This is a genomic window from Sphingomonas sp. CROZ-RG-20F-R02-07 (assembly GCF_022662335.1).
In the GTDB taxonomy this organism is placed as follows: domain Bacteria; phylum Pseudomonadota; class Alphaproteobacteria; order Sphingomonadales; family Sphingomonadaceae; genus Sphingomonas.
This window is the reverse complement of the sequence record NZ_JAKNQJ010000007.1, coordinates 142529-164487: the sequence shown is the minus strand read 5'-3', so window position 1 is coordinate 164487 and position 21959 is coordinate 142529. Positions and strand designations below refer to the sequence as shown.

At 64.7% G+C, this 21959-nt stretch carries 17 protein-coding genes; 12 read left to right on the top strand and 5 right to left on the bottom strand.

The genetic code is table 11. The features are described 5' to 3' along the window. Position 1: 1 nt before the first annotated feature. From L8H00_RS12435 to L8H00_RS12385, 11 genes are all read left to right on the top strand, one after another. Positions 2 to 1840, top strand: a complete 1839-nt coding sequence (locus tag L8H00_RS12435; RefSeq protein ID WP_242097656.1) for a UvrD-helicase domain-containing protein — start codon at positions 2 to 4, stop codon at positions 1838 to 1840. 333 nt (positions 1841 to 2173) lie between these two features. Next, the gene (locus tag L8H00_RS12430; RefSeq protein ID WP_242097655.1) at positions 2174 to 3091 is read left to right on the top strand and encodes a phospholipase D family protein; all 918 of its coding nucleotides are present in this window, start codon (positions 2174 to 2176) and stop codon (positions 3089 to 3091) included. Positions 3092 to 3138: 47 nt separating this feature from the next. Further along, positions 3139 to 3918: a DNA-binding response regulator gene (locus tag L8H00_RS12425; protein WP_242097654.1), complete on the top strand. Its 780-nt coding sequence runs from the start codon at positions 3139 to 3141 to the stop codon at positions 3916 to 3918. Then, on the top strand, positions 3915 to 4478 hold the full coding sequence (locus L8H00_RS12420) for a hypothetical protein (protein WP_242097653.1): 564 nt from the start codon (positions 3915 to 3917) through the stop codon (positions 4476 to 4478). The genes L8H00_RS12425 and L8H00_RS12420 overlap by 4 nt, the downstream gene beginning before the upstream one ends. A 1-nt stretch (position 4479) precedes the next feature. Further along, entirely contained in the window at positions 4480 to 7887 is a 3408-nt protein-coding gene (locus L8H00_RS12415; RefSeq protein WP_242097652.1) for a UvrD-helicase domain-containing protein, read from the top strand. Positions 7888 to 7981: 94 nt separating this feature from the next. Next, positions 7982 to 8398 carry a multiubiquitin domain-containing protein gene (locus L8H00_RS12410; RefSeq protein ID WP_242097651.1) on the top strand — a complete coding sequence of 139 codons (417 nt, stop codon included), beginning with the start codon at positions 7982 to 7984 and terminating at the stop codon, positions 8396 to 8398. Further along, complete coding sequence (locus tag L8H00_RS12405; RefSeq protein WP_242097650.1) at positions 8373 to 9548, top strand: ThiF family adenylyltransferase; 1176 nt, start codon at positions 8373 to 8375, stop codon at positions 9546 to 9548. The genes L8H00_RS12410 and L8H00_RS12405 overlap by 26 nt, the downstream gene beginning before the upstream one ends. Further along, the gene (locus L8H00_RS12400; RefSeq protein WP_242097649.1) at positions 9545 to 9985 is read left to right on the top strand and encodes a DUF6527 family protein; all 441 of its coding nucleotides are present in this window, start codon (positions 9545 to 9547) and stop codon (positions 9983 to 9985) included. Before L8H00_RS12405 ends, L8H00_RS12400 begins: the two co-directional genes overlap by 4 nt. A 29-nt stretch (positions 9986 to 10014) precedes the next feature. Continuing rightward, on the top strand, positions 10015 to 11124 hold the full coding sequence (locus L8H00_RS12395; protein ID WP_242097648.1) for a DNA repair exonuclease: 1110 nt from the start codon (positions 10015 to 10017) through the stop codon (positions 11122 to 11124). Then, positions 11121 to 13748 carry an AAA family ATPase gene (locus L8H00_RS12390; RefSeq protein WP_242097647.1) on the top strand — a complete coding sequence of 876 codons (2628 nt, stop codon included), beginning with the start codon at positions 11121 to 11123 and terminating at the stop codon, positions 13746 to 13748. Before L8H00_RS12395 ends, L8H00_RS12390 begins: the two co-directional genes overlap by 4 nt. Before the next feature lie 492 nt (positions 13749 to 14240). Continuing rightward, the gene (locus L8H00_RS12385; protein ID WP_242097646.1) at positions 14241 to 14558 is read left to right on the top strand and encodes a hypothetical protein; all 318 of its coding nucleotides are present in this window, start codon (positions 14241 to 14243) and stop codon (positions 14556 to 14558) included. A 137-nt stretch (positions 14559 to 14695) separates the two neighbouring features. Here the strand turns inward: L8H00_RS12385 and L8H00_RS12380 are convergent, their stop codons facing one another. The 3 genes from L8H00_RS12380 to L8H00_RS12370 form a co-directional block, all read right to left on the bottom strand. Continuing rightward, on the bottom strand, positions 14696 to 16162 hold the full coding sequence (locus L8H00_RS12380) for a carotenoid oxygenase family protein (RefSeq protein ID WP_242097645.1): 1467 nt from the start codon (positions 16160 to 16162) through the stop codon (positions 14696 to 14698). Beyond that, positions 16159 to 16476, bottom strand: coding sequence for an antibiotic biosynthesis monooxygenase (locus tag L8H00_RS12375; RefSeq protein ID WP_242097644.1), 318 nt, complete (start codon positions 16474 to 16476; stop codon positions 16159 to 16161). Before L8H00_RS12375 ends, L8H00_RS12380 begins: the two co-directional genes overlap by 4 nt. 160 nt (positions 16477 to 16636) lie before the next feature. Beyond that, on the bottom strand, positions 16637 to 17278 hold the full coding sequence (locus L8H00_RS12370; protein WP_242097643.1) for a TetR/AcrR family transcriptional regulator: 642 nt from the start codon (positions 17276 to 17278) through the stop codon (positions 16637 to 16639). A gap of 62 nt (positions 17279 to 17340) precedes the next feature. Here L8H00_RS12370 and L8H00_RS12365 point away from each other — a divergent pair, with 62 nt between their 5' ends. Next, positions 17341 to 18513, top strand: a complete 1173-nt coding sequence (locus L8H00_RS12365) for an FAD-dependent monooxygenase (RefSeq protein ID WP_242097642.1) — start codon at positions 17341 to 17343, stop codon at positions 18511 to 18513. A gap of 371 nt (positions 18514 to 18884) precedes the next feature. On the opposite strand, the gene L8H00_RS12360 is transcribed toward L8H00_RS12365, so the two are convergent. Further along, a complete protein-coding gene (locus L8H00_RS12360; RefSeq protein WP_242097641.1) occupies positions 18885 to 20909 on the bottom strand; it encodes an SPFH domain-containing protein in 2025 nt (674 codons plus the stop codon). A gap of 65 nt (positions 20910 to 20974) precedes the next feature. Next, positions 20975 to 21655, bottom strand: coding sequence for a hypothetical protein (locus L8H00_RS12355; RefSeq protein WP_242097640.1), 681 nt, complete (start codon positions 21653 to 21655; stop codon positions 20975 to 20977). Positions 21656 to 21959 lie beyond the last annotated feature (304 nt).

The window sequence follows — 21959 nt, the reverse complement described above, 5'->3', positions numbered from 1 at the left end:
GATGGCAAAGGTTCTGACGCAGGCCGACCAAGACGTGGAGACTTGCCTTAACACTAACGTCAGTTTCGCGCTTATCGCCGGGGCAGGTTCCGGCAAGACCTCCTCGTTAATTGATGCCTTGGATTGGATTCGCCAGCATCGAGGTAAGGCCCTGCGCCAGAATGGTCAGCACGTCGCCTGTATCACATATACCAAGCGTGCCGTGGCCGTCATCAGTGAGAGGCTCGGCTTCGACGACCTATTTGTCGTCTCGACCCTGCACAGTTTTCTGTGGGCGCAGCTTGGGCGTTTTCATCGTGACATTCGTCTAGCGGTTGAGAACCGCCGGCTGCCGGACCTGATCGAGAAGGAGCGGGCAAAAGACAACGGCGGGCAAAGCAAGGCCGCTCGTGAAGCTCGCGCGAAAGCTGATCGCTACGAAGCGGATTTGGCAGCGTTGAAGGACGTCGATCGTTTCGAGTACGGCGACACGGTGTATGGCGACTACCCCAATGGGATCCTCGGGCACGACGACATTCCCGTGGTCGCGGCCTATCTTTTGGAGGAGAATGCGACTTTTCGCCGGCTCCTTGGAGTGCGCTTCCCTTATCTTTTTGTGGACGAGGCTCAAGATACCGCGGGGGATATCGTTCGGGGGCTGAACTTAGCCTACGGCGGTGAGGGCTTGCCGGTGGTCGGCTATTTCGGGGATCCCTGGCAGCAAATCTACGGCGAGACGGCAGAGGACTTCGCACCGCCCGAAGACGGTAAGACTATCACGAAGGTCGAAAACTTTCGCTGTTCCAAAAGCGTGATCCGGCTACTCAATGGGTTTCGCACGGACGTCGCGCAGGTTCCCGCCGGCGCCAACCAGGAGGTCGAAGGGAGTGTCATTTTCCGGCTGGTAAAGGCCGAAATTCCGGAAGAACCTCGTAATCGCTATTCGGAAGCCCAAACAGGACGCGCGCTCGTGAAATTGGACGAAGCGCTGGCAGCATGGGGCTGGGCAGATCGCAACGACGTCGTGAAGCTGTTTCTCGTCAAACAGATGATTGCCCGCCGCATGGGATTTGTGAACCTCAATCGCCTGTTCGCGGGAGATTTCGCTTCCTCACGCGCACAGGATGCATTTGATCGCGGAGAACACTTCCTTCTGGTCCCACTCACAAGCACGATCTGGCCACTCGTCCAAGCGCAGCGCGCTGGCGACAGCCGGGCAATCATCGACATCCTCAGGCGGAATAGCCCGGCTTTCGCAGTGGACGGTGTCAATGCCAAAAAGAGCCTGCGCTCGATGGTCGACACGTCGATCGATGTCGTGTCTAATCTACTCTTGCTGTGGGACACCGCGCCGGTTGGTGAAATCCTGCGCTTTGCCGCAGAGCGGCAACTGATCCGAGTCGGCGAGCGATTTCAGGCGCATTTCGATCGCGATCCTCGCGGCGAGGCGTATGACGCCGAGCAACACGGGGAGGAAAAGGGCGACTGGCTTGCCGACGCGCTCTTTGCCATGGATACAAAAGAGATTGCTTCCTACGCATCGTTCACCAGCACGAACACCGCCTATAGCACTCAGCATGGCGTAAAAGGCGAGGAATATCCTAAGGTTTTGGTAGTCTACGACGATATCGAGGCGGCTTGGCACAATTACAATTTTGGTAAGTTGTTAACGCCAGGCGTTGTGGGAGGTGTAGGAACCGGCAGGCAGGAGGCTCGCGGCAAGAAGCTCGCCTATGTGTCGTTCTCGCGGGCGCTTGAGGATTTGCGGGTTCTTCTATTTACCCCTAATCCAAAAGGCGCACGCGACGAATTGGTTGCGAACGGACTGCTTACGGTTGATCAGGTCGAGATAATAGATTGATGTGGTCGCCGCGAGGAGCGCGTCTTGGCAGACCGGCAAGGCTTCGTCCCGTCGCATAGCCCCATTCCTCGCCCATTGCGTTGAGGATCGCCAGTACACGGTTAAGGGTCAACGCCGCTGCAAGGTTGGCGTTAGCTCTCGACTAGAGCCGGTCGTTCGTCTCATCTCTGGTGAACGTCCGGTCCTGACGGAAGCTGCCTATCGAAGCCGATCAACGCAGATGTGTCAGCACTGCGCCTTAGCTGTCACCATTCCCTAGGAAGCGGGCCCTATTCTGGTTTAGGTACCAAACTAAGTACAAACCAATTCGGTCTCAGGGGAGCAGGGCGAATCATGAAGATTGAAATCTTGGAGTCAGCCGCGATCGCGCGCCGCTTGAAGTTGCTTATCCAAGAACATGATAGCATCTCCATCGCCGTCGCCTGGGGTGAACTGACCGACGTCGCCGAGGCCCTGATCGCTAACAAAGCCAAGTTCGAGTCGGTCTTGTTCGGTGTAGACTTTTCCGCGACGGATCCCGACCTTATCGACAAGCTAATCGACGTCGCCAACGCCTTCGTCGCGAAAAACCGTGCCGGCTGCTTCCACCCAAAGATTTTCTATTTTCAGTCCGGGGCCAAGGCAGAGGCCATCGTCGGCAGCGCGAATTTCACCAAGGCCGGTCTAGGCAAGAATCTGGAGGCCAGCGTTCATGTCAAAGGTGAGGCTGACGAAGCATTCTTCGACCAAGTCCGGGACCAGCTCGCGAGCTACGAGCATCTCCATCGCCCAATCACGAAAAAGCTGGCGGCGAGCTATCGACGGCAAGCTGAGGCTGCAGCAAACGCCCTCAGGCCGAAGAATCCTGTCCTGCCAGACGACAAGGATAAGTGGCCGCGCTTCAACTCTCCGCTTGCAACAATGTCCTGGGAGGAGTTCGTCAAACGGGTTCGGCGAGACAAATTTCACGGTTTTGACAAGCGCATCGATCTGGTGCGAGAGATCCAGAAGATGTTTGCGCGCAAGGGCTCCTTCGCCGACCTCACCGTCGCTGAATGGAAGGCTGTCGCCGGCCTGCTCGGCGCAGCCGAAGCGCGGACCGCCGAACTCGATGGTTTCGAATGGGGATGGTTCGGCTCGATGAACAGGGCCACCGAGTTCGCGAAGGCTGTTGGGCTTCAGGCCCCTTCTATCGCCCAGGCCGTTGATCTTATTCCGAGGCGCGGTCATTTTGTGACATTATTCCGTGCATTTGATTTGAACGCCTCTTAGCATAAGCCCGGTACGAGCACTGGGGAACGATGTTTGAGGGGCGCTGCTTGATCACTCCACTTCGAAAGCGGAAGAAGAGCGGAGAGCTCTACAAACGTCGTGACACCAACGAGGCCATTCTAGGCGAGCTTCTGGCACTCGATCGGGAGGATCTGCTCGAGCGTTGTCGCATCCGCTCCACTCGGGATCCGAATCGGGTGCCGAGCGAATGTCTCCTCTATCTCGTCAGGGCGTGCCGGGACGACAACTCGGACGGATGGTTCAACCTGCTCTGGCCGCTGCTGATCCAGCGCGTGCGGGACCGAATTCCCCGCATCGACGTCGCTAAGGGCGCTGAATCCTCGACGCGGATGACGATCCGCGACCAGATCGAGGGCCGCTTCCTCGAGCTCATCGCCGAGGACAGGGACCAGTATCAGCCGGCGCTTGACTACCTCGAGGTCAACTTCGACGCGGGACTGGCGATGCGGCGGCGCGACGCGCAGAAACCCGCATGGCGCCAGGAGAACCGCAGCCGCCCTCTGGAGGCTCCCGAGCACCCCGGCGAGATATCGGCCGAGGTCGAGGCGGCCGTGGGGGATTTCGACCCCTTCGCGGAAAATCTCGGCGAGGTTTACCGGTTGCGGCTCGATGCGGCGATTGAAGCATTACCAGAGGAACAAATCAGGATCATCGAGATGCTCCGCCTAGACATTCCGATTGACTCGAAGGATTCGTACATGATCACCATCGCGAAGACGCTCGATCGATCGGAGAAGACCATCCGCACCTATCGGGACAAGGCGTTCGCCGCGATCCGCGCCGCGGTCGAGGAGGACGGCGAATGACCGAGATGGACGAGATCCTGGAGGAGTTCGCCGTTGAGCCGGTGCACAATCGCGATACGCTCGAGCGCTACCTGCGCAGATGGCCGCAATACGCCGCCGCCCTCATCGACCTCTCGCGCGAGATCGCGCGCCCGATCGACGCCGATCCGACCGAGATCTCGGCGGCGGACATCGAGCGGATGAGTCACGTGTTCCAGCGCCGCCGAACGGTCGCCACCGAGCAGGCGGTCGATCCGTTTTCCACCATGAGCGCGCAGCTGCGAGAGAATCTGCCGTCGCGCCTTGGCGTGCCAGACATGGTGGTGCTCGCCTTCCGCGAGCGCCGGATCATCCTTTCGACCGTGCCTGCGTCTTTCTCGCGCGCGTTCGCCGCCATTGTCGGAACGACGCCAGAGGCCCTCCTGGCGGGGCTCGCGCTTCCTCGGACGACCAGGCTCGCCCGCGCCTACAAGTCGGACCGCAAGCCGAAGATCGCGGAGCAGGTCAGCTTCGAGCAGATGCTGGTCGAGGCGCGCGTCCCGGAGGACGTGCGCGCGTCCCTGCTGGGCGGGGAGGCATGACATGGACGCCGGAGAGATCGGACGCCAGACCGCCGCGGCGCTCCACGCCGCAGCCCTTGCGAGAGGAAGCGATCCTTGGGATGCCTACGCGTTCGCGCTCGCCGAGGCGCGAAACCAGGGACTGAGGGTCAACGCCTGTGCGCCCGGTAGCCATGTGCTCGACGGCGGACGGGCCACCTACGACCCCGAGGACCGGCTCATCATCCACGAGGACGCTGGCACGCACTTCGAACAGGCCTTCCTCGTCGCTCACGAGATCGGCCACGTCGTCCTAGGCGACGATCCGGACGAGGTCGTGGTCAACACCGTCGATCCGGCCCGCACCGCGGAGGCGATGGCCGGAGGTCTCGACGAAGGGCTGGCTGACTACGGCCGTCGTCAACGTCGCGAGGTCCAGATGGATCTCTTCGCGAGGGAGCTTCTCTTCCCCCGTGGGCTCGCGCGGACGCTGTTCGTAGAGGATGGCATGAGCGCCTCCGACATCGCCCTGAAGCTCGGGGCTCCGTTCGAGATGGTCGCACAGCAGCTTCTCGATGCACTGCTTCTTCCCCACGTGGTTCCGCCTGCGCCGGAAACCGAGAGGGTGCGTCGGCCGCTGAACGAGCGTCAGGGCGCCGCGGCCTCCCATCGGGGCGACGCGTATCTGCTCGAGGCCGGGCCGGGAACCGGCAAGACCCAGACCCTGGTGGGTCGCGTCGAGGGCCTGCTAGCGGATGGGGTCGATCCGCGGCGGATCCTCCTCCTCACCTTCTCCAACAAGGCGGCGGGGGAGATGGCCGAACGCATCGCCCGGGACAATCCCGAGGCGGCTGCGGCCATGTGGATCGGCACTTTCCACGCCTTCGGGCTCGATCTGATCCGCCGCTTCCACGACCGTCTCGGTCTTCCCGACGATCCCCGGATGCTGGATCGGACCGAGGCCGTCGAGCTGCTCGAGGACGAGTTTCCACGACTGAACCTGACGCACTACCGCGACCACTACGATCCGACGCAGATCATCAGCGATCTGCTCTCCGCGATCTCCCGCGCGAAGGATGAGGTCGTCGCGCCCGCCGAATACGCGGAGCTCGCCGAAGGGATGGCGCGAGCGGCGGGCGGCGACGCCGATCGGAAGACGGCGGCGGAGAAGGCCGGCGAGGTCGCCCAGGTCTATGCGCTCTACGAGGAGCTGAAGAGGGCAAGGCGGGCCATCGACTTCGGCGATCTCGTTTCGATTCCGGTCCGACTTCTCGAGGGTGACGAGGAGGCTCGGGCGGAGCTCCAGGAGCGCTACGACCATATCCTCGTCGACGAGTATCAGGACGTGAACCGAAGCAGCGTCCGGCTGCTGACCGCCCTGAAGCCCGACGGTCGCGGTCTCTGGGCGGTGGGAGACGCGAAGCAGTCGATCTACCGCTTCCGTGGCGCGTCGTCGTTCAACATGGCGAGGTTCGGCGACCAAGACTTTCCTGCGGGAGATCGCGGCGTCCTGGTCGAGAACTACAGGTCATCGGAGGAGATCGTCTACGCGTTCTCGGCGTTCGCGACCGCGATGCAGGTCGCCACTCCCGGCTCGCCGCTGAAGGCGACCCGCGGAGCGCTGGGCCACGTGCCGGAGCTCGTCCGGTTCGGCACCAAGGCGGATCAGGCGGCGGCGGTGGCCGAAAGCATCGAACGCATGCGCGACGAAGGCTTCCGCTTCTCCGACCAGGTGATTCTCTGCTCGGGAAACGACAGGCTGGCGGAGGTCGCCGCCGAATTGGAGGCGGCGGGGGTCCCCGTGCTCTTCCTCGGCAGTCTCTTCGAAAGGGCCGAGGTGAAGGAGCTTCTCTCATTCCTCACGCTGCTCGTGGACGACCGCGCGATGGGACTGGCCCTGATCGGTGCGTCGCAAGACTTTTCGATGGATCTCTCCGATGTCGCGACGCTCTTCGAGCGCCTCGGTGGGATCGACGAGGAGCCGACGCCGACGCGCTGGCGCGATCACCTGCCGGCGATCATGGATGCGATCTCCGAAGATGGGGGCGCGACGTTCGCCAGGCTCTGTGACGCCCTCGATGGATTCGATGAGACGGCTTCGCCCTGGCGGTTTCTCGCGACGGTTATCCTCGACCGGTCGGGCATCGGCGCGCGCTATGGAACGGCGTCCGACGTCGCCGGCAGGACCGGGGCGATGGCGGTCTGGCAGTTCATGAACTTCCTCCGGGTGCAGCCGTCGGGGAAGGGGCTGCCGGTCCAGAGGCTGCTCGATCGCGTCCGCCGCCTCGTCCGGCTCGGTGACGACCGTGAGCTCCGCCAGCTTCCCGCTGCCGCCGAGGAGCTGGACGGCGTGAGGCTGATGACGATCCATGGCTCGAAGGGTCTGGAGTTCCCAGTCGTCCACGTGCTGGGCATGAACAAGGGCTCGCTACCCCGCACGCCCCCGCTACCGAGCTGCCTGCCGCCCGACGGCCTCGTGAAGGAAGCCGAGGGCGACGCGGCCACCCTGTTCCGTTCGGGCCAGTCGCAGGAGCAGGAGTGCCTCTTCTACGTCGCCGTATCCCGTGCCCGCGACCGCCTCATGGTCTACGCCGCGAGCGAGACTGCCGACGGTAAGCGGCGGGAGGTCTCGCCATTCGTTGGCAGATTGGGTCCGGCCGTCGGGCGCATCGAGAGCGGCGCGACGGGGGCGGAGGGCGCGGCCGAGCGCCTGGTTCCCGTCGGGGGCGGCGCTCCGCTGGCCTTCGAGGCGACCGAGATCGCCATCTACGAACGCTGCCCGCGCCGCTTTCTCTACAGCCGTATCCTCCGGGTTGGCGGTCGCAGGACCATGACGCCCTTCATGCTGATGCATGAGGCGGTGAGGGCGACGATGGTCTCGATCCGGTCGGGCGATCTCGTCCTCGACCATGCGGACACTCGCTCGATCCTGGCGGCGGCCGACGCCGGCTGCGTCGCCCAGGGTCTGGAGGATCACGGCTACCGCGCCGACTTCGCGCGGATCGCCGCCTCCATGATCGGGCGGTTTCTCAGGATGCGCGACGGCTGGAAAGCCGAGCGCCCCGGCCGCATCGCGGTGGCGATCGGGGCGGATGAGGTTACTGTGCGGGCCGACGAGCTCCGCACCAATGCCGGCGCGCGCCCGGCGCTCGTCCGGGTGCAGACAGGCAGGAAGAGGTCGACCGATGACGGCGATCTGGTCGCGACCGCGCACATGCTGGCGGCCAGGACGCTCGGGGTTTCGGTCGAGGCCAGGATCGAGTATCTCACGGACGGCGGGGCCATCGAGGTCGCTCTGTCCGATGGGAAGCTTGCGACCCGTCACGGCAAGATCGCCGACGGCTTCGCCGGCATCCGCGCCGGCCGGTTTCCAGCGAGGCCTTCGGGCTTCAGCTGTCCCTGCTGTCCGGCCTTCTTCGTGTGCGGGCCGCTCCCCGAAGGCTTCCTCTGAATCTTTTTTTGCGCCGACCTTACCGGTCTGACCAGGTCCCGTCGATTGGCTGGATGGAGCCCCTGAGGCTGCCGATCAGTAGGACCAGAAACCAATGAACATTGATCACGAAATGCCATCCGAACCGCCAGACGGCGATCCGCTCGACCGCGCGCTGAAGGACGTGCGCAAGGCCGAGCACGATCTGGAGGCCGCCCACGAGGCCGAGGAGCGCGCCGAGCGCGAGCTGAAGGCTGCGGAGCATGAACTGGAGGAGGCGCTCCACCGCGAGACCGACATCATCGTCAACTCGCGCGAGCGCAAGGTCCCCGGCCACACAGTGACCTTCGAGCAGGTGGTTCTTCTCGCCTTCCCGGCGAACGGGCCGCCTCCACCTGGCCAGGCCTACGTCTACTCGATGACCTATCGTCACGCCGCTTCGGCTCCCCATGCGGGCGAACTCGGCCCGGGCGGTGAAGTCCACGTCAAGGAAGGAACCATCTTCAATGTCAGCCGGACCGTTCAGTCTTAGCCAAGACCTGAAGCGGCTCCGCGACGAGGGCTACTCCGTACAGATCAGGGGCAATCTCCTGATCCTGCGCGGCGTCCCCTATGTCGACGGTGCGCGCCAGGTCCGCCGCGGAAACCTCATCTCTCCGCTCGTGATGGCAGGGGACGTCACCCGTCGTCCCGACAATCACGTGATCTGGTGGGATGGCGCCTATCCCTGCAACCCGGACGGCGCGCCTATCGCCGCGCTTCGCCATCAGGATCATCCCGTCGACATGGGGCACGGGATCACAGCATGCCACGGCTTCTCCAACAAGCCGCCCGAGGGATACGCCGACTACCACCACAAGATGACCACGTACGTGGCGGTCATCTCCGGGCCGGCGACCACGCTCGAGCCCGGGATCAACGCGCGGCCCTACGCCCCGCCCGAACCCGAGGAGGAGAGCCCGTTCAACTACATGGACACGGCCTCGGCCCGGGCGGGCATCGGCGCCCTGGCCGAACGGCTGGCGAAGGATCGGGTCGCCATCATCGGGCTGGGCGGAACCGGCAGCTACGTGCTGGACCTCGTGGCCAAGACGCCAGTGCCGGAGATCCGTATCTTCGATGCCGACGAGTTCCTGACCCACAATGCGTTTCGCGCTCCCGGCGCGGCTGCGCTGGAGGAGCTGAGGGAAGCTCCGCTGAAGGTCGACCACTTCAAGGCGATCTATTCCAGGATGCATCGCGGGATCGTGGCGCATCCGGTGGCGATCACCGAGGCGAACGCCCAGTTGCTCGACGGGGTGACATTCGCGTTCATCAGCATCGACGACGGTCCGTCCAGGCGGGTCGTCATGGACAAGCTGGATGCGATCGGGGCCTCGTACGTCGACGTGGGCATGGGCCTCGAGCTCGACGGGGACTCGCTGGGCGGCATCCTGCGGGTCACCTCGAGCACCCCCGGTAAGCGCGATCACGTCCGGGCGGGGCGGGTCGATTTTGCCGACGCCGGCGGCGGAGACGTCTACGCCTCGAACATCCAGGTGGCGGATCTGAACGCGCTCAACGCGATCCTGGCGGTGATCAAGTGGAAGAAGATCCGCTGCTTCTACCGCGATCTGGAGCGCGAGCACCAAAGCACCTACACGACCGACGGGAACATGCTTCTGAACGGAGACCAGGCATGATCGTGCACAACATGCTCGAACATCGCTTCGTGAGGAACATCCCGGAGGAGCTGGAGCCTGGCGTGCTCTACGTCTCGATGGAGTATGGCATGGTCTCGCACAGCTGCGCATGCGGTTGCGGCGAGGAGGTGACCACGCCGCTCACTCCGACGGACTGGCACTTGGTCTACGATGGCGAGGCGGTCACGCTGAACCCGTCGGTCGGCAACTGGAACCTCGCCTGCCGGTCGCACTACGTGATTAGGCGGGGGCACGTCATCGAGGCCGGACCGTGGTCGGAGAGGGAGGTGGCAGCCGAGCGAGCCCGCGACCGCGCCTCGAAGGCCCGCTACTACGGCACTGCGGATCTCCCGGTAGAGATCGCCGAGCAGCAGGAAGCCGTTCCGGCACCTGCGGTGGGCTGGTTCGAACGGCTCAAGCGCTGGCTCGTCGGCTGATTGGGAAAGAGTAGGGAAAGGGTATAGCCATGCGCATCATCCACACGGCCGACTGGCAGATCGGCAAGTCCTTCGCGAGGTTCACGCCGGAGGTGCGGTCGGCCCTGACCGACGCCCGTTTCGACGCGATAGACGTGATCGGCGGGCTGGCGAGGGACAGAGGTGTTGGCAACGTGGTGGTGGCGGGCGACGTGTTCGACACCACCGGTCCCTCCGATCGGGAGATCGTCCAGGCGGTGACGCGGATGTCACGGGCCGACTGCACATGGTGGCTGATGCCCGGGAACCATGACTACGCCCGCTCAGGCGGTCTCTGGGACCGCGTGAGGGCCAAGCTGGCGCCGAACATCCGGATAGTCGATCGCCCCGAACCGGTCGAGGTCTCGGAGGGCGCGTGGCTTCTTCCGGCACCGCTGGAGTTCAGGCACACCCGGGAGGATCCCACGGACGCGATGACTGCGATGGCGACCCCGCCTGGCGCCGTCAGGATCGGTCTGGCTCACGGCTCCGTGGTCGACTTCGCGCAGCGCGGCGAAGCCAAGAACCTTCTGCCACCCAATAGGGCCGAGCTGTCAGGCCTGGACTATCTGGCTCTCGGGGACTGGCACGGCTTCCAGATGATCGGCAACCGCACCTGCTACAGCGGAACCCCCGAGACCGACCGCTTCGACAGGGACGTTGGCACGATCGCTCTGGTCGAGGTGAAAGCGGGCGCGCTGCCGGCGGTCGAACGCATTGAGACGGGGCGGTATCATTGGCTGCAGCGGCGATGGTCCATCTCCGATGCCTCCGAGTTTGCCGCTGCGCGCGCGAGACTGGAGGCCGAGGTCGATCCGGTCCGCACCCTCCTGCGGCTCGAACTGTCCGGTGCGATCGGCATCGCCGAACGAGCCGCTCTGATCGCCGAGGCAGAGGGCGATCTCTCCGACGCGCTGCGCTGGTGCGAGATAGACGACCGTGAACTGCTCGGTCGTCCGACCGACGACGATCTGGCCGCGATGAGCGTCGAAGGGACCCTAGGCGCCGCCGCGAGGCTGCTGCGGGCGGACTGCGATGCCGGTGGGCCAGACGCCGCGGTCGCGGCGAAGGCGCTGGAGCGCCTCTATGTGGAGACCATCCGCGCGGGAGAGCCGTCGTGAGCCTCGTCATCAAGCGGATCGAGCTGGAGAACTTCCGGAAGTTCCGCACGCCGCGCACGATCGACGGCCTGGCTCCGGGATTGAACATCGTCGTCGAGCCCAACGAGACCGGCAAGTCGACAGTGCTCGAGGCGCTTCGCGGGGCGTTCTTCATGCGGCATTCGGCCAAGACCGACCTGACCCGATCCTACTGCCCGGTCGGCGATGACGTCGCGCCGCTTGTCCAAGTGACCTTCTCCGTTGCCGGCGACGAGTGGCAGCTGTCCAAGCAGTTCCTTAAGAGCGCGAAGGTGCAGCTCACCGCACCGGACGGGACGAGGACGACGAGCGACGAGGCCGAGGAGCGGCTCCAGCACCTGCTTGGCTTCGAGAAGGGTAGCACCCGCTCGTTCGACCCGGACACGCTCGGCGCGCTGGGCCTGCTCTGGGTGGGGCAGGCGTCCGCGCTCGGCATCGACGCTCCCGGCCGGATCGTCAGGGAGACCGTCCATTCTGCTCTGGAGGCTGAGGTCGGCACGGTGGTGGGTGGCCGCGCCTACGATGCCGTCCGCCGGCGGGTGTCAGAGGCCTATGGCGAGCTCTGCACGGCCACGGGCAAGCCGACCGGGCGTCTCGCCTCCGCCAACGCCGAACTCGCGGAGGCACGCGCACGGTTGGCCGATGCGCAGCAGCGCAACGCCCAGTACGAGACTCATCTCGCGGAATTGGATGACGCCCGTGTGCGCCTGATCATCGTCGAGCGGGACATCGCCGATCCGGAGGAGATCGCTCTGCGCGGTCGTCTGCTGGGGGATCTGGATATCGCGAGGAGCGCTTCGGAACGGCTTGCGACGAGGAAGGCGGAGCACGAGGTAGCCAAGGGTGAATCGGCTCGCCTCGAAGGAGCGCTCGCAAGACTCCGCGAGGCGCGCGCGAAGGCCGTCACGACGGCCGAGGCCAAGCGTCTCGCCGACGATGCGGTCGTCGCGATCGGCGACGAGCGCGCGGAGGTGATCCGGATCGAGCGTGATGCCCGCAAGGCTCTATCCAGCGCCCGCACCGAACGGCAGAGGACAGCGATCGAACTGGAAGGCGCGCGCGGCGCGCTCGCCGAGAGGGCGAGGCGGGAGGCCTACGCGGGTGCAAGAAAGAGGAGGGGCGAGCTCAACGCGCTCGAGGCTCGCATCGCGGATCTCGAACCTGCCACGAAGGTTCGCATAGACGCCGACACGGTCAGGCGTCTGGAGGAGCTGGAGCGGGCGGTCGTCAGGGCGAAGGCGGCGCTCGAGGCAGGGGCGACGCGCATTGAGATCGAGCGGCATGACGGAACGCCAGTCACTGCGGACGGCGAATCGGTCGAAGGGGTGATCGACGCGATCAGGGAGACGAGGATCGATGTGGGCTGTCATGCGACCGTCGTCGTCCGACCTCCGATCTCCGGCATGGCTGCGGCGGGCGCAGCCCACGAAACGGCGCTGGAGAGGCTCGCCGACGCTCTCTCGTCCGCGGGTGCCCTTGACGTTGCGGATGCGCGCGACAGGGTCGAGGCGGCGCGGGTCGCCGCACAGGCGCTCGAGGCAGTCCGGCTCCAGATCGCAACCCTCTGCGTCGCCGACCCGATGATCGGCCTCGTCGCGGGACCGGTGGCGCTCATGGCTCTCGTCATCCCCGAGCCGGAAGCCGCCGTGGAGGACGGAGAGGCTCCGGATCTGAACGCTCCGGAGAAGACGGGGCGCGAAGCGGGCGAGACGGAGGGCGCGGCCCAGATCGCGCATGAGGTCGCGGAGTCCGCGCTGAAGGAATTCGAGGATCGCCATCACGGCCTCACACTCTCCCAGGCGACAGCGTCGGCCGACCACGCGAACGCCAGCGCGCTACTCGAGGAGATCGAGACCAGGACGCCACCCGAGGAGACCAAGGCGTCGGCCGTCGAGGCGGCCGAGAATCTGGTCCGCGCCGCCGGCTTGCTGGTGGAGGCTGAGCGAAACGCATCCGTCTTCGATGAGAAAGTCATCAGGAAGCGCGTCGATAATCTCCACCATGCGCGCAACGCGGCGGAGCAGCGCAGGACCGATCTGAAGGGGGCGATCCTGCGTCTCGAACTCCAGATCGACGGCGAAGGGGCGAAGGGGCTCACGGGACTTCTCGCGGATGCGGTCCAGGAAGAAGCCGTCGCGTCCGAGGCAGCCGACCGGCTCGCTGGCGAAGCCGCTGTCTTGAAGCTCCTGCAGGACAGGCTGGACAGCGCCCACGATGAAGCCGCCAGACGGTTTCTCGGTCCGGTTACGCGACGGGCGTCAGCCTACGTCGAGCGGATCCTTCCCGGAAGCGAGCTCTCGTTCAACGAAGGCTTGGCGCTCGCTTCGGTGTCGCGCGGTGGCATGCGCGAGGAATGCGCCGCGCTTAGCCGGGGCACGCAGGAGCAGCTCGCGGTCCTCACTCGGTTGGCCTTTGCCGATCTGCTGAAGGATCGTGGCGCCCCTGTGTCGCTCATCCTCGACGATCCGCTCGTCTATTCGGACGACGCCCGGCTCGATGCCATGACGACGCTTCTCGCTGAGGCCTCCGGGCGGATGCAGGTTATCCTCTTCACTTGCCGCGAACGCGCCTTCCGTCATCTCGAGGGGAACCGGATCACGCTGTAGCTGAGACCGAGCATCTTCCTCAAGTCGACAGCCGTGACTGGCGATCTGATTTGGGTTCATGTGGCACCAATAATGGAGCGGCTCATCTACATTTGGGCATGGAGCGAAGGTCTGCTTCCTCGCGCGCGGCCCTGAGACCGGTCAGTCACCTAACGGCCAGCCTTGCTCGTTCAACGAGCCATGGTGGCCGAACGCGCGAAGTGTCGGCTCGTGACGGAAGCCGACATTTGGCGGACCGGGCGGAAATGACGGGTTTGTCCCAAATTTCGCCATTGCGCGTGTGACCGGTTGCACAAGCCAATGGAAGTATCGCCGCGGATGAACGTACGTCCGCTTCCGGGAAGCGCGGATAGCGCCGCGAGAGACCGGGTTTGGGTCCTTGCAGCTTTATAGCGGCCGTTCGGCCTTTGCCCGAGTTGAGGGACCTGCGATGACGGGGCGCGGGTCGGCGAATGCCGCCGCCTTCGCCAAGCCATCGAAGAAACCGAAGCGATGGATGCGCTCTCATCTTCGGTGGGTCTCCTGAAGGCATCACCACTTTTGATGCATCAATCGCGTTTCCGCGCGCGTATCTTAGTCATGGGCCTAGATCTGAAAATCTGTCCGCCGGCATCGGAAGCGCCGTCGATCAACGAACGCGGATGCGCGTGCGACCGCTGTCGCCGCATTCTGGCCATGGCGGATTCCATGACCGACATGTTCGGTAACGCTGCTCTATCTGTCGCACAAAGTCAGATTAGCGGCAGCGACGTTGCCGGCCGGAGCGGTGTTCGTTGGCATGACATCGTGGATGCGCTGCGCGGCAACTGACCGGCGGTCGAAGTAACTGCCATGACGAGCATCATGGACGAGCGTCCCCTTCTCGAAGGCGGGCAGATCGCGCTGAATAACCGATTTGCGGGGCGAGTGTCAGGCCGGAAGAATGCGCGGCTGCAGCGTGGATCAGGTTACCTCAGCCATGCGCCATGGATCCCAGGCGGCACGCGATGCGGGATGCGGACGGATGCCACCGGTGGTGCCTCGAAGTTCCGGGCATCCAGTATCTCCAGCGCGGTGGTGTGCCCCCCGGCGTCGATCACGAGCCCGATGAGCCAGCCATCATCCTCATCTGCGCTTAGCGAGCGCGGCACGAACACGAATTCGCCCGCAACGCGCCCCGTCCCGAATTCGTGTAACCGCCGGGTTCCACCATCTAGGTCGTGCTTGATGAGCGGCGCCTCGCCGACCAGCGCTTCCGTCATTTGTTCTGGCAGGCCTAGCGCGTAGACATGGCGGTAGGCGCGGCCGGTGCGACGCTCGTCTATCGTCGGCAGTTCCTGCGGCGCGGGGTCGATCGTACGCTGGTTCACCAATCCGGTAGAAGGATCCAATGTCCAGCGCTCAAGGCCGCGCGGCTGCTCGTCTGGTGCCAGGTTGTCGCCAGCGAACATGCGGTCGTACGCGACCACATCAAGCGCCACCCGCCCGTCCGGCAGATCATGGGCGTTGGCGGTGTGGAATACGAAGCAGGGATCAAGCGGAAACCACCGGATATCCTCCGCCTCGCCATCGCGCGGCAGCAGCCCGATCCGGGCCGGGTGCTTTTCATTCCAGCGATAGGGAAAGCCGTGCCCCGCCAGCACCGTCCGCATCGACAGGGTGAGCGGCAGGTCCATGACGATGACGTAGCGCTCAGTGATCGCGCAATCGTGAATTAGCGGACCGTGCGACACCGGGATCGTCACCGATCGTCGCACCCGACCGGCGACGTCGACGATGTTGTAGCGAATGCGCTTTGGATCGGTCGCTTCGTAACACAGCGCGTGCAACTCGCCGGTCGCGGGATCCCGGCGCGGATGGGCGGTGAACGAGCCGGGCAGGGTGCCGCCGAAATCGTCGTAGCGCTGCGCCTCCAGATGCTCGTCGAAACGGACCGGCGTGCTGCCGGCCTCCACCAGCGCCCAGCCGCTGCCGGCATGATCCAGCACGCTGGTGTTGACCGTGTCGAAGATGTGCCGTGGCCCTGGAGCCGCCGGCACGTGCCTGGCCGCCGCAACATCGGTCGAGAGGATCCAGCGGTTCCGGTACCACCGGGCCCGACCGCCCTGGAGGCGGATGCCGTGCAGCATCCCGTCGCCGGTGAAGAAATGGTAGGAACGCGGGTCGGCATCGGCGGGGTTGGGTCCGATACGAACGTAGCGGCCGTCGAGCTCGGGCGGGATGATACCCTCGACGGCGAGGTCGGTGAGCGTCAGCTCCTCGGTCATCGGCTCGTGGATGCCGGTAAGAAGCGGATGCGGCGCATCGCGGGGCGGCAGGCGGCGCTTGTTGAACGCCGCGATGCCGGTGACGATCGGCGAGGCGACTGCGCCGACGACGTTGTCAATCGCCTGCTCGACCCGGCTGCCGAGCGTTGGGCGTGAGGTGACCGTCACGATGGCGTGACGGTCTGGATGACGTCAAAGCCCTCGAAGCGGGGCGGGGCCAGGTACAGTGGCTTGTGGTCGCCCGCGCCGCGATGGGCCGTGCGAAACGCCTCTGACCGGGTCCACGCCTCGAAATCCGCGCGCGACCGCCATACGGTATGCGAAGAATAAAGGGCGTGATCGTCGGTCGCGGGCCCGCTCAGCATGTGGAACTCGACGAACCCCGGAACGCCGGCAAGGTACGAGTCGCGCGACAGCCAGACCTGCTCGAACGCCTCCTCTTGACCCAGAACCACCCGAAATCGGTTCATGGCGATGAACATGGGGCAAGCTCCTGCGTCGACCAGAGGCCTAATGTGGGGCCGGGCGGGCTAGGATGCGAGGGCGATGACGCCTTGGAAAAATTAAAGCTTTGCGTGAACGAATGTCCGAAGGTGGAGGGTGGGCAGGGTGCCCGGAACGTCCGACACTGGGTCAACCTGCTTATCGGAACGGCGTTCCTTGCAGAGCAGCCTGCGTGCCCATGATCCCCCGATCGATCATGGCCAGGAAGATGCGTGCCGCTGCAACATCGTCGCCGGTGGCACTCGCTTCAGCGTGCGCTCGGGAGAGGGCGACACTTCCCGTCGCCGCGATCAACCCGGCTGCGAGATGGGCGTCGGGATCATCGGCGGGTCGGCCCGCCTCGTCCGCCAGCACGCCGGCCAGCGCGCGCACGAAGTCGTCACGCATCTGACGCGCACGCGCTTTTAGCGCCTCGCTGGCCTGAGCCGTCTCGACGAAGGTTCGGGTTTCGGCGAAAAGCGGAAAGGCCTCTGACGGCTGCGCGACCATATCGTGGGCGAGCGTGCCCAAGGCCTCGATCGGCGAGGTGCCGGGTGCGCGCGATCGAATGGCATTGAACGCGAGATCGCGCATCTCCTGCTCGCGGTCGAAGAACATGTCCTCCTTGCGCGGGAAATGGTTGAACACCGTCATGCGTCCGACGTCGGCGGCGTCCGCGATCTCATCGATCGTCACCCGGTCGAATCCTCGCTCCATGAAGAGGCGCGTGGCGACGTCGGAAATGAGCTGACGGGTCGCCAGCCGCTTGCGGGTTCGTCGATCCAGACTGCGATCCTTCATGGCTTGCGTATTACGATGTACTCGGTACACGTCGCGGCTGCATACTTATTGGAGGCTTCGCCATGGCACCGTCAACCACCATCCCAACGTCGCATGGGGTGCGCGCCGAAGCCGTGCTCGTCAGCGGTGCCAGCTTCGCTGGTCTCGCGACCGCCTATTGGTTGAACCGACTTGGGTACCGCGTCACGGTCGTCGAGACCGCGAGCGGCTTGCGGCGCGGGGGAACGCCCGTCGATATCGAGGACGAGACGGTCGACATCCTGGCCCGCATGGGTCTTGCCGATGCCGTTCGCGCCAAGGCGCTTCCTCACCGCCGATTCGAGTTCAAGGACGCGGACGACGTGACATTGGGCTCGATCGGAGCCGATGGCGACGCTGGCGGTGATCGACCATCGCACGAGCGCCACGAGATCCATCGCGACGACCTGCTCGACATCCTTTCCGGCGCGCTCGCGGACGACGTCGAGCTGCTGTTCGGCCGCTCGATCGCCCGGCTGGAGGAAGGCGCCGACAACGTCTCGGTCACGTTCAACGATGGCGAGCGGCGCGACTACGCCTTGGTGTTCGGATGCGACGGCAATCGGTCGAACACGCGCAAGCTGCTGTTCGGCGATGGCGAGCAGTTCACCTATTTCATGGGCGGCTACTTCTTCCTGAAGGTCGTTCCGGGGACGCGGCTGCTCCCCGCGAACGTGACGGAAACCTTCAGCGTGGCCGGCCGCATGGCGATGCTCAACGGCTATCACGACCGGACCGACATCGGCTTCGGTTTCCGCACGCCAGCCGAGATCGACTACGACTATCGCGATCGCGCGCAGCAACGTCGGCTGCTTCAGGAACGATTCGAGGGGCTTGGCTGGAAGGTGCCCGCCATGCTCGCGGCGGCGGCCGGCGACGACGACTTCTACTTTGATCGGATTAACCAGATACGGATGCCGTGCTGGTCGCGCGGGCGCGTCGTCCTGGTCGGCGATGCGGGTTATTGCGTCTCGCCGCTGGCGGGCTTTGGTGGCTCGATGGCGATCATCGGTGCCGGTCGCCTGGCGGCGGCGCTGGAGCGGTTTCCCGGCGATCACGTCGGCGCCTTTCGGCACTATGAGGATGGGCTGCGGCCGTTCGTCGAGGAGGTGCAGGAGCGCGCGGCCGTCCACGGCATGTCGATGATGTGCCCGGCCGACGAGGCCGAGCTCGCCGAGCGCGATCGGAAGATCGCTTTAGGCGACATCGGTTTTTAGCCGCACGGGGCAGCAGGCGGCGGATCCCCTATCTGAACGGATATCCGAAGTTCGGCGGCTGAGACCTTGCCGTGAACGGCCAAGAGCGGGTCAGGCTACCTTTCCGTTCAGGAAGACTGAACCTCGCAGCTGACGAAACGTCGGAAATATGGGAACGGCGAAGCTGAACCGCCGACATGAACAAGCGGCCGGAGTTGGGAAACGGAAATCAGCACGCGAATGGCGGCTTCTGGGTCAATTCCTCGAATTCAGCAGTGTCGCATCGCTGAAAGCAAAGGGCGGTGCGTGCAGGCCGACGGGGTGCAAGTTTTCGTTGCAGGAGGCTGTGGAGGTCGGGCTCGGCCTCCACAGCACCGCCGCTCGCTATCCCCTCACTCGGCGGCAATGCCCGAGTGGTTGGGCAAGCCCGCCTTGTCGTTGGCGGCCGTCGGACTGTTCAGCATCGCCATGCCCTTTTCCGACAGCAGCATCCCAATCAGCGCCTGCAGCGAGCCGCCACCGCCTTCTCCGGCTGCGACCGATCCGCTGTTGATCTGCACCCGTGGTACGATGTCGACGCCCGACTTCTCCAGCGCCTCGGCCAGCCGCTCGATCACCTGGCGTGTCAGCTGATATTGCGCACCGCCCGACGCCGCGGCCTGCTTCTCGATCGTCTCGGCCGTGGCAAGACCGGTCTTGGTGATGCGATCGGCCTCCGCGCCCGCCAGTGCGACGACCTTCGCGGCTTCGCCCTCGCCGATGATGCGGATGCGGTCAGACTCCGCCTTGGCCAGGGTACGGGTCTGCTCGGCATCCTGGGTCGCGCGCTTCAACGCTGCCTTGCCCTGGTTCTCCTGCACCGTGATCGACAGCTCGGACTCGGTGATCGAGGTCTGCTGGTGTGCGCGTGCCCGCGACTCCAGCAGCTCCTTCTCACCCTCGGCGGCGATGCGCTGCTTGGCATAGGTGGTCACCTGTTCCTCGGCCACCTGCCGCTCGCGCAGCTGCTGCAGCACCTTCTCAATCTGGTCGTTGCCGCCCACTGCGCGAGGCGTGCCGATCAGAACTTCCTGCAGTTCGAGATTATAGGCGGTAAATCGCGCCCGCATCTGCTCGCCGGCCTGCTCTTGAATGTCGGAGCGTTCCTGTAGCAGTTCAATAAGCGTCTTCTTCTGCGCGACATTCTTGAAATAGGCCGAGACCATCGGGTCGAGTGTCTGCTCCACCAGCTTCTTGATGTCGCCGAAGCGCTGGATGACGAGAGGCGCCTTCCGGTAGTCGATATGGACGACAACTGACAACGGCAGCGTCGGCTCGAACGCGTCGCGAGTAATGAGCGATACCTCAGACAGGTTCTCGTCCAGCTTATGCTGGCCCGTCGTGTCCTGGTCCCACTTCAGGATGAAGTTGGTGGTCGGCACGACGACGATCTTGCCGGCATAAGTGTTGAACGCGTATTTGCCGGGCAGCAGCGGATCGCTCCACACCCCGCGGGTGCCCCGCGCAACCAACTCCCCATGGCGGTAATCCTCGCCCGACGTGTCAGCGCCGCTGTCGCCCGTATAGCTGATGACGACGCCGACATGGCCGACCTCGATCACCGTCTTGGCGACCATCTCGACGGTCGCGAACAGGCGGTTAATGAAGTAGCTGCCCTCGACCAGCACCTGCAGCTGGCGTCCGCGACGCCCACCGGCGGCGATGAACTTCTCCGGGTCCTGGAAGCTGTTGTGGAAAGTTGAGATGTCGTTTTGGTCGGTGCCGACCTCGGGCGCGATGATCTGATCGGCGGTCAGCGCCGGGCCGTCATGCACCGTCACCACGCCGATCTGGTCGTTCGCATCCTTGATGACGACTGCGTCGAAGCCGCCGCGCTGTGCGATGACGCTCTGCATCTCGGCGAACAGCGGGCCGTCGTTCGCCTCCAGCATCAATCCATGGATTTGCTCGCGGGTGATGACGACGAATTGGGCCAGGTTGATGGCATAGGTGCCCTCGCGCAGGATGGTGCGCTGCGGTCCTTTTTGACCTCCGTTCGACAGAAAGGCACGCACGTCGAGGAAGTCGGCGGTGCGCACGTTGCTAGCCAGCGTCTGAGTCGGGCCGAGCGGCGCACCGTCGCGGGCGAAGATGTAGCCGATCTGCCCCTGCGGGATGGTCACCAACGGCTGGGCGTGCACGCGATACTGGAAGGGAATGAAGAAGTGATAGCCGCCGCGAAGGACGATTGGCTGGTATCCCGCCTCGTCGTTAAGCGCGATCAAGCCGCCGGCGATGGAGCCGTTGCGGCTCCACATCTTCTCGACGATGGCCACGCGGTTGTTGCCGACGTATCGAACGCAGCGCGAAGCAATGAAAAGCACGACGACAATGAGGGCCACGGCGAGCACTGCGCCGAGGACGTAAAGGTTTGTCATGTGAAAAGGTGTCCTTGGGACTTATAGACGAACGCCCCCCTGAGCGTTCCTTATCTGTTTACGCCTCACTGGACCGAGTCGCTAGCGTAATCGGATGGCGGATAGCGACTGTCGATGTAGCGGGCGACAACGCGCAGGTCGCCTTCGTCAAGCCGGCCGCGTTGTTCTTGCAGGTCGCGAAGGGTGGCGGCGATGCGGGTCAGCGTTGCTGTCGTGACGGTCGCGAGTTCTTGCCGACGCTGCGGTGTTGCCGTGGCCATCGCGGCGACCGAGGTTCTGATAACTTCGACAAGGTCGGCGGATATCGACTGGAATGCCGGCTCCGCATGCTGCCAGGCTATGCCGGCGATACCGTCCAGCGCCGACACGGCGTCACGATCCAACCGCGCCCGGCCCTCAGTCAGCGCGCCCGCCAGGTTGCGCTGCGATTGCCGCTCGGCGGCGCCGGGATCGCGTCCGACACGCCGTTGTTGGCGTCGGCGGAGCGGTGGGTCGAGCACCGCGGCGGCGGCCGTCGCGATCACCGCCAGGATCAGGTAAGCGACGGCGAACCGGACGCTATACGGCAGCGCCCACGCGGCAAGATCAGGCGGGGTCAGTCCGTCGAGTAGCCCCACCGCACCGCAGGCGAGCCCGATGAGCAGGTAGGCCGGAAGCGCGAAATGCAGGAACGCTCCCGCTACAATCGGCCACGGTAGCACCGGACGGTCGGTGACGTTCTTCCACGAAGGTTCGACCTTCCACATCTGAGCGTTGTGCCATGATGTTCGGGGAGCGTCATCAACGCTTCGCGTGAGGCCGGATCGATTAACAAGTGTCCGGTTCCGGGGGAGCTGATTTAGCAGGTGGATGACCGTTTCTGGGTCTTTACGTCTATGGATCAGCCGTATGGCATCACATCACATACCCAATTTGCTTCGCACACGCTCAGCTCGGCGCCCCGCGGCGAACTGTCGAAACATCCGCGCATGCATGTCTGCGATCTGCCCCACGTTCGTCGACACACCGGGCGTCGACCATGCCGGCAACTACACCGACGCATGGCTGTCG

Coding starts and splice junctions, on each gene's coding strand:
- L8H00_RS12385 (WP_242097646.1), top strand. CDS start 14,241: ATGGATGCGCTCTCATCTTCGGTGGGTCTCCTGAAGGCATCACCACTT.
- L8H00_RS12360 (WP_242097641.1), bottom strand. CDS start 20,909: ATGACAAACCTTTACGTCCTCGGCGCAGTGCTCGCCGTGGCCCTCATT.
- L8H00_RS12365 (WP_242097642.1), top strand. CDS start 17,341: ATGGCACCGTCAACCACCATCCCAACGTCGCATGGGGTGCGCGCCGAA.
- L8H00_RS12395 (WP_242097648.1), top strand. CDS start 10,015: ATGCGCATCATCCACACGGCCGACTGGCAGATCGGCAAGTCCTTCGCG.
- L8H00_RS12430 (WP_242097655.1), top strand. CDS start 2,174: ATGAAGATTGAAATCTTGGAGTCAGCCGCGATCGCGCGCCGCTTGAAG.
- L8H00_RS12420 (WP_242097653.1), top strand. CDS start 3,915: ATGACCGAGATGGACGAGATCCTGGAGGAGTTCGCCGTTGAGCCGGTG.
- L8H00_RS12355 (WP_242097640.1), bottom strand. CDS start 21,655: ATGTGGAAGGTCGAACCTTCGTGGAAGAACGTCACCGACCGTCCGGTG.
- L8H00_RS12435 (WP_242097656.1), top strand. CDS start 2: ATGGCAAAGGTTCTGACGCAGGCCGACCAAGACGTGGAGACTTGCCTT.
- L8H00_RS12375 (WP_242097644.1), bottom strand. CDS start 16,476: ATGTTCATCGCCATGAACCGATTTCGGGTGGTTCTGGGTCAAGAGGAG.
- L8H00_RS12410 (WP_242097651.1), top strand. CDS start 7,982: ATGAACATTGATCACGAAATGCCATCCGAACCGCCAGACGGCGATCCG.
- L8H00_RS12415 (WP_242097652.1), top strand. CDS start 4,480: ATGGACGCCGGAGAGATCGGACGCCAGACCGCCGCGGCGCTCCACGCC.
- L8H00_RS12400 (WP_242097649.1), top strand. CDS start 9,545: ATGATCGTGCACAACATGCTCGAACATCGCTTCGTGAGGAACATCCCG.
- L8H00_RS12405 (WP_242097650.1), top strand. CDS start 8,373: ATGTCAGCCGGACCGTTCAGTCTTAGCCAAGACCTGAAGCGGCTCCGC.
- L8H00_RS12370 (WP_242097643.1), bottom strand. CDS start 17,278: ATGAAGGATCGCAGTCTGGATCGACGAACCCGCAAGCGGCTGGCGACC.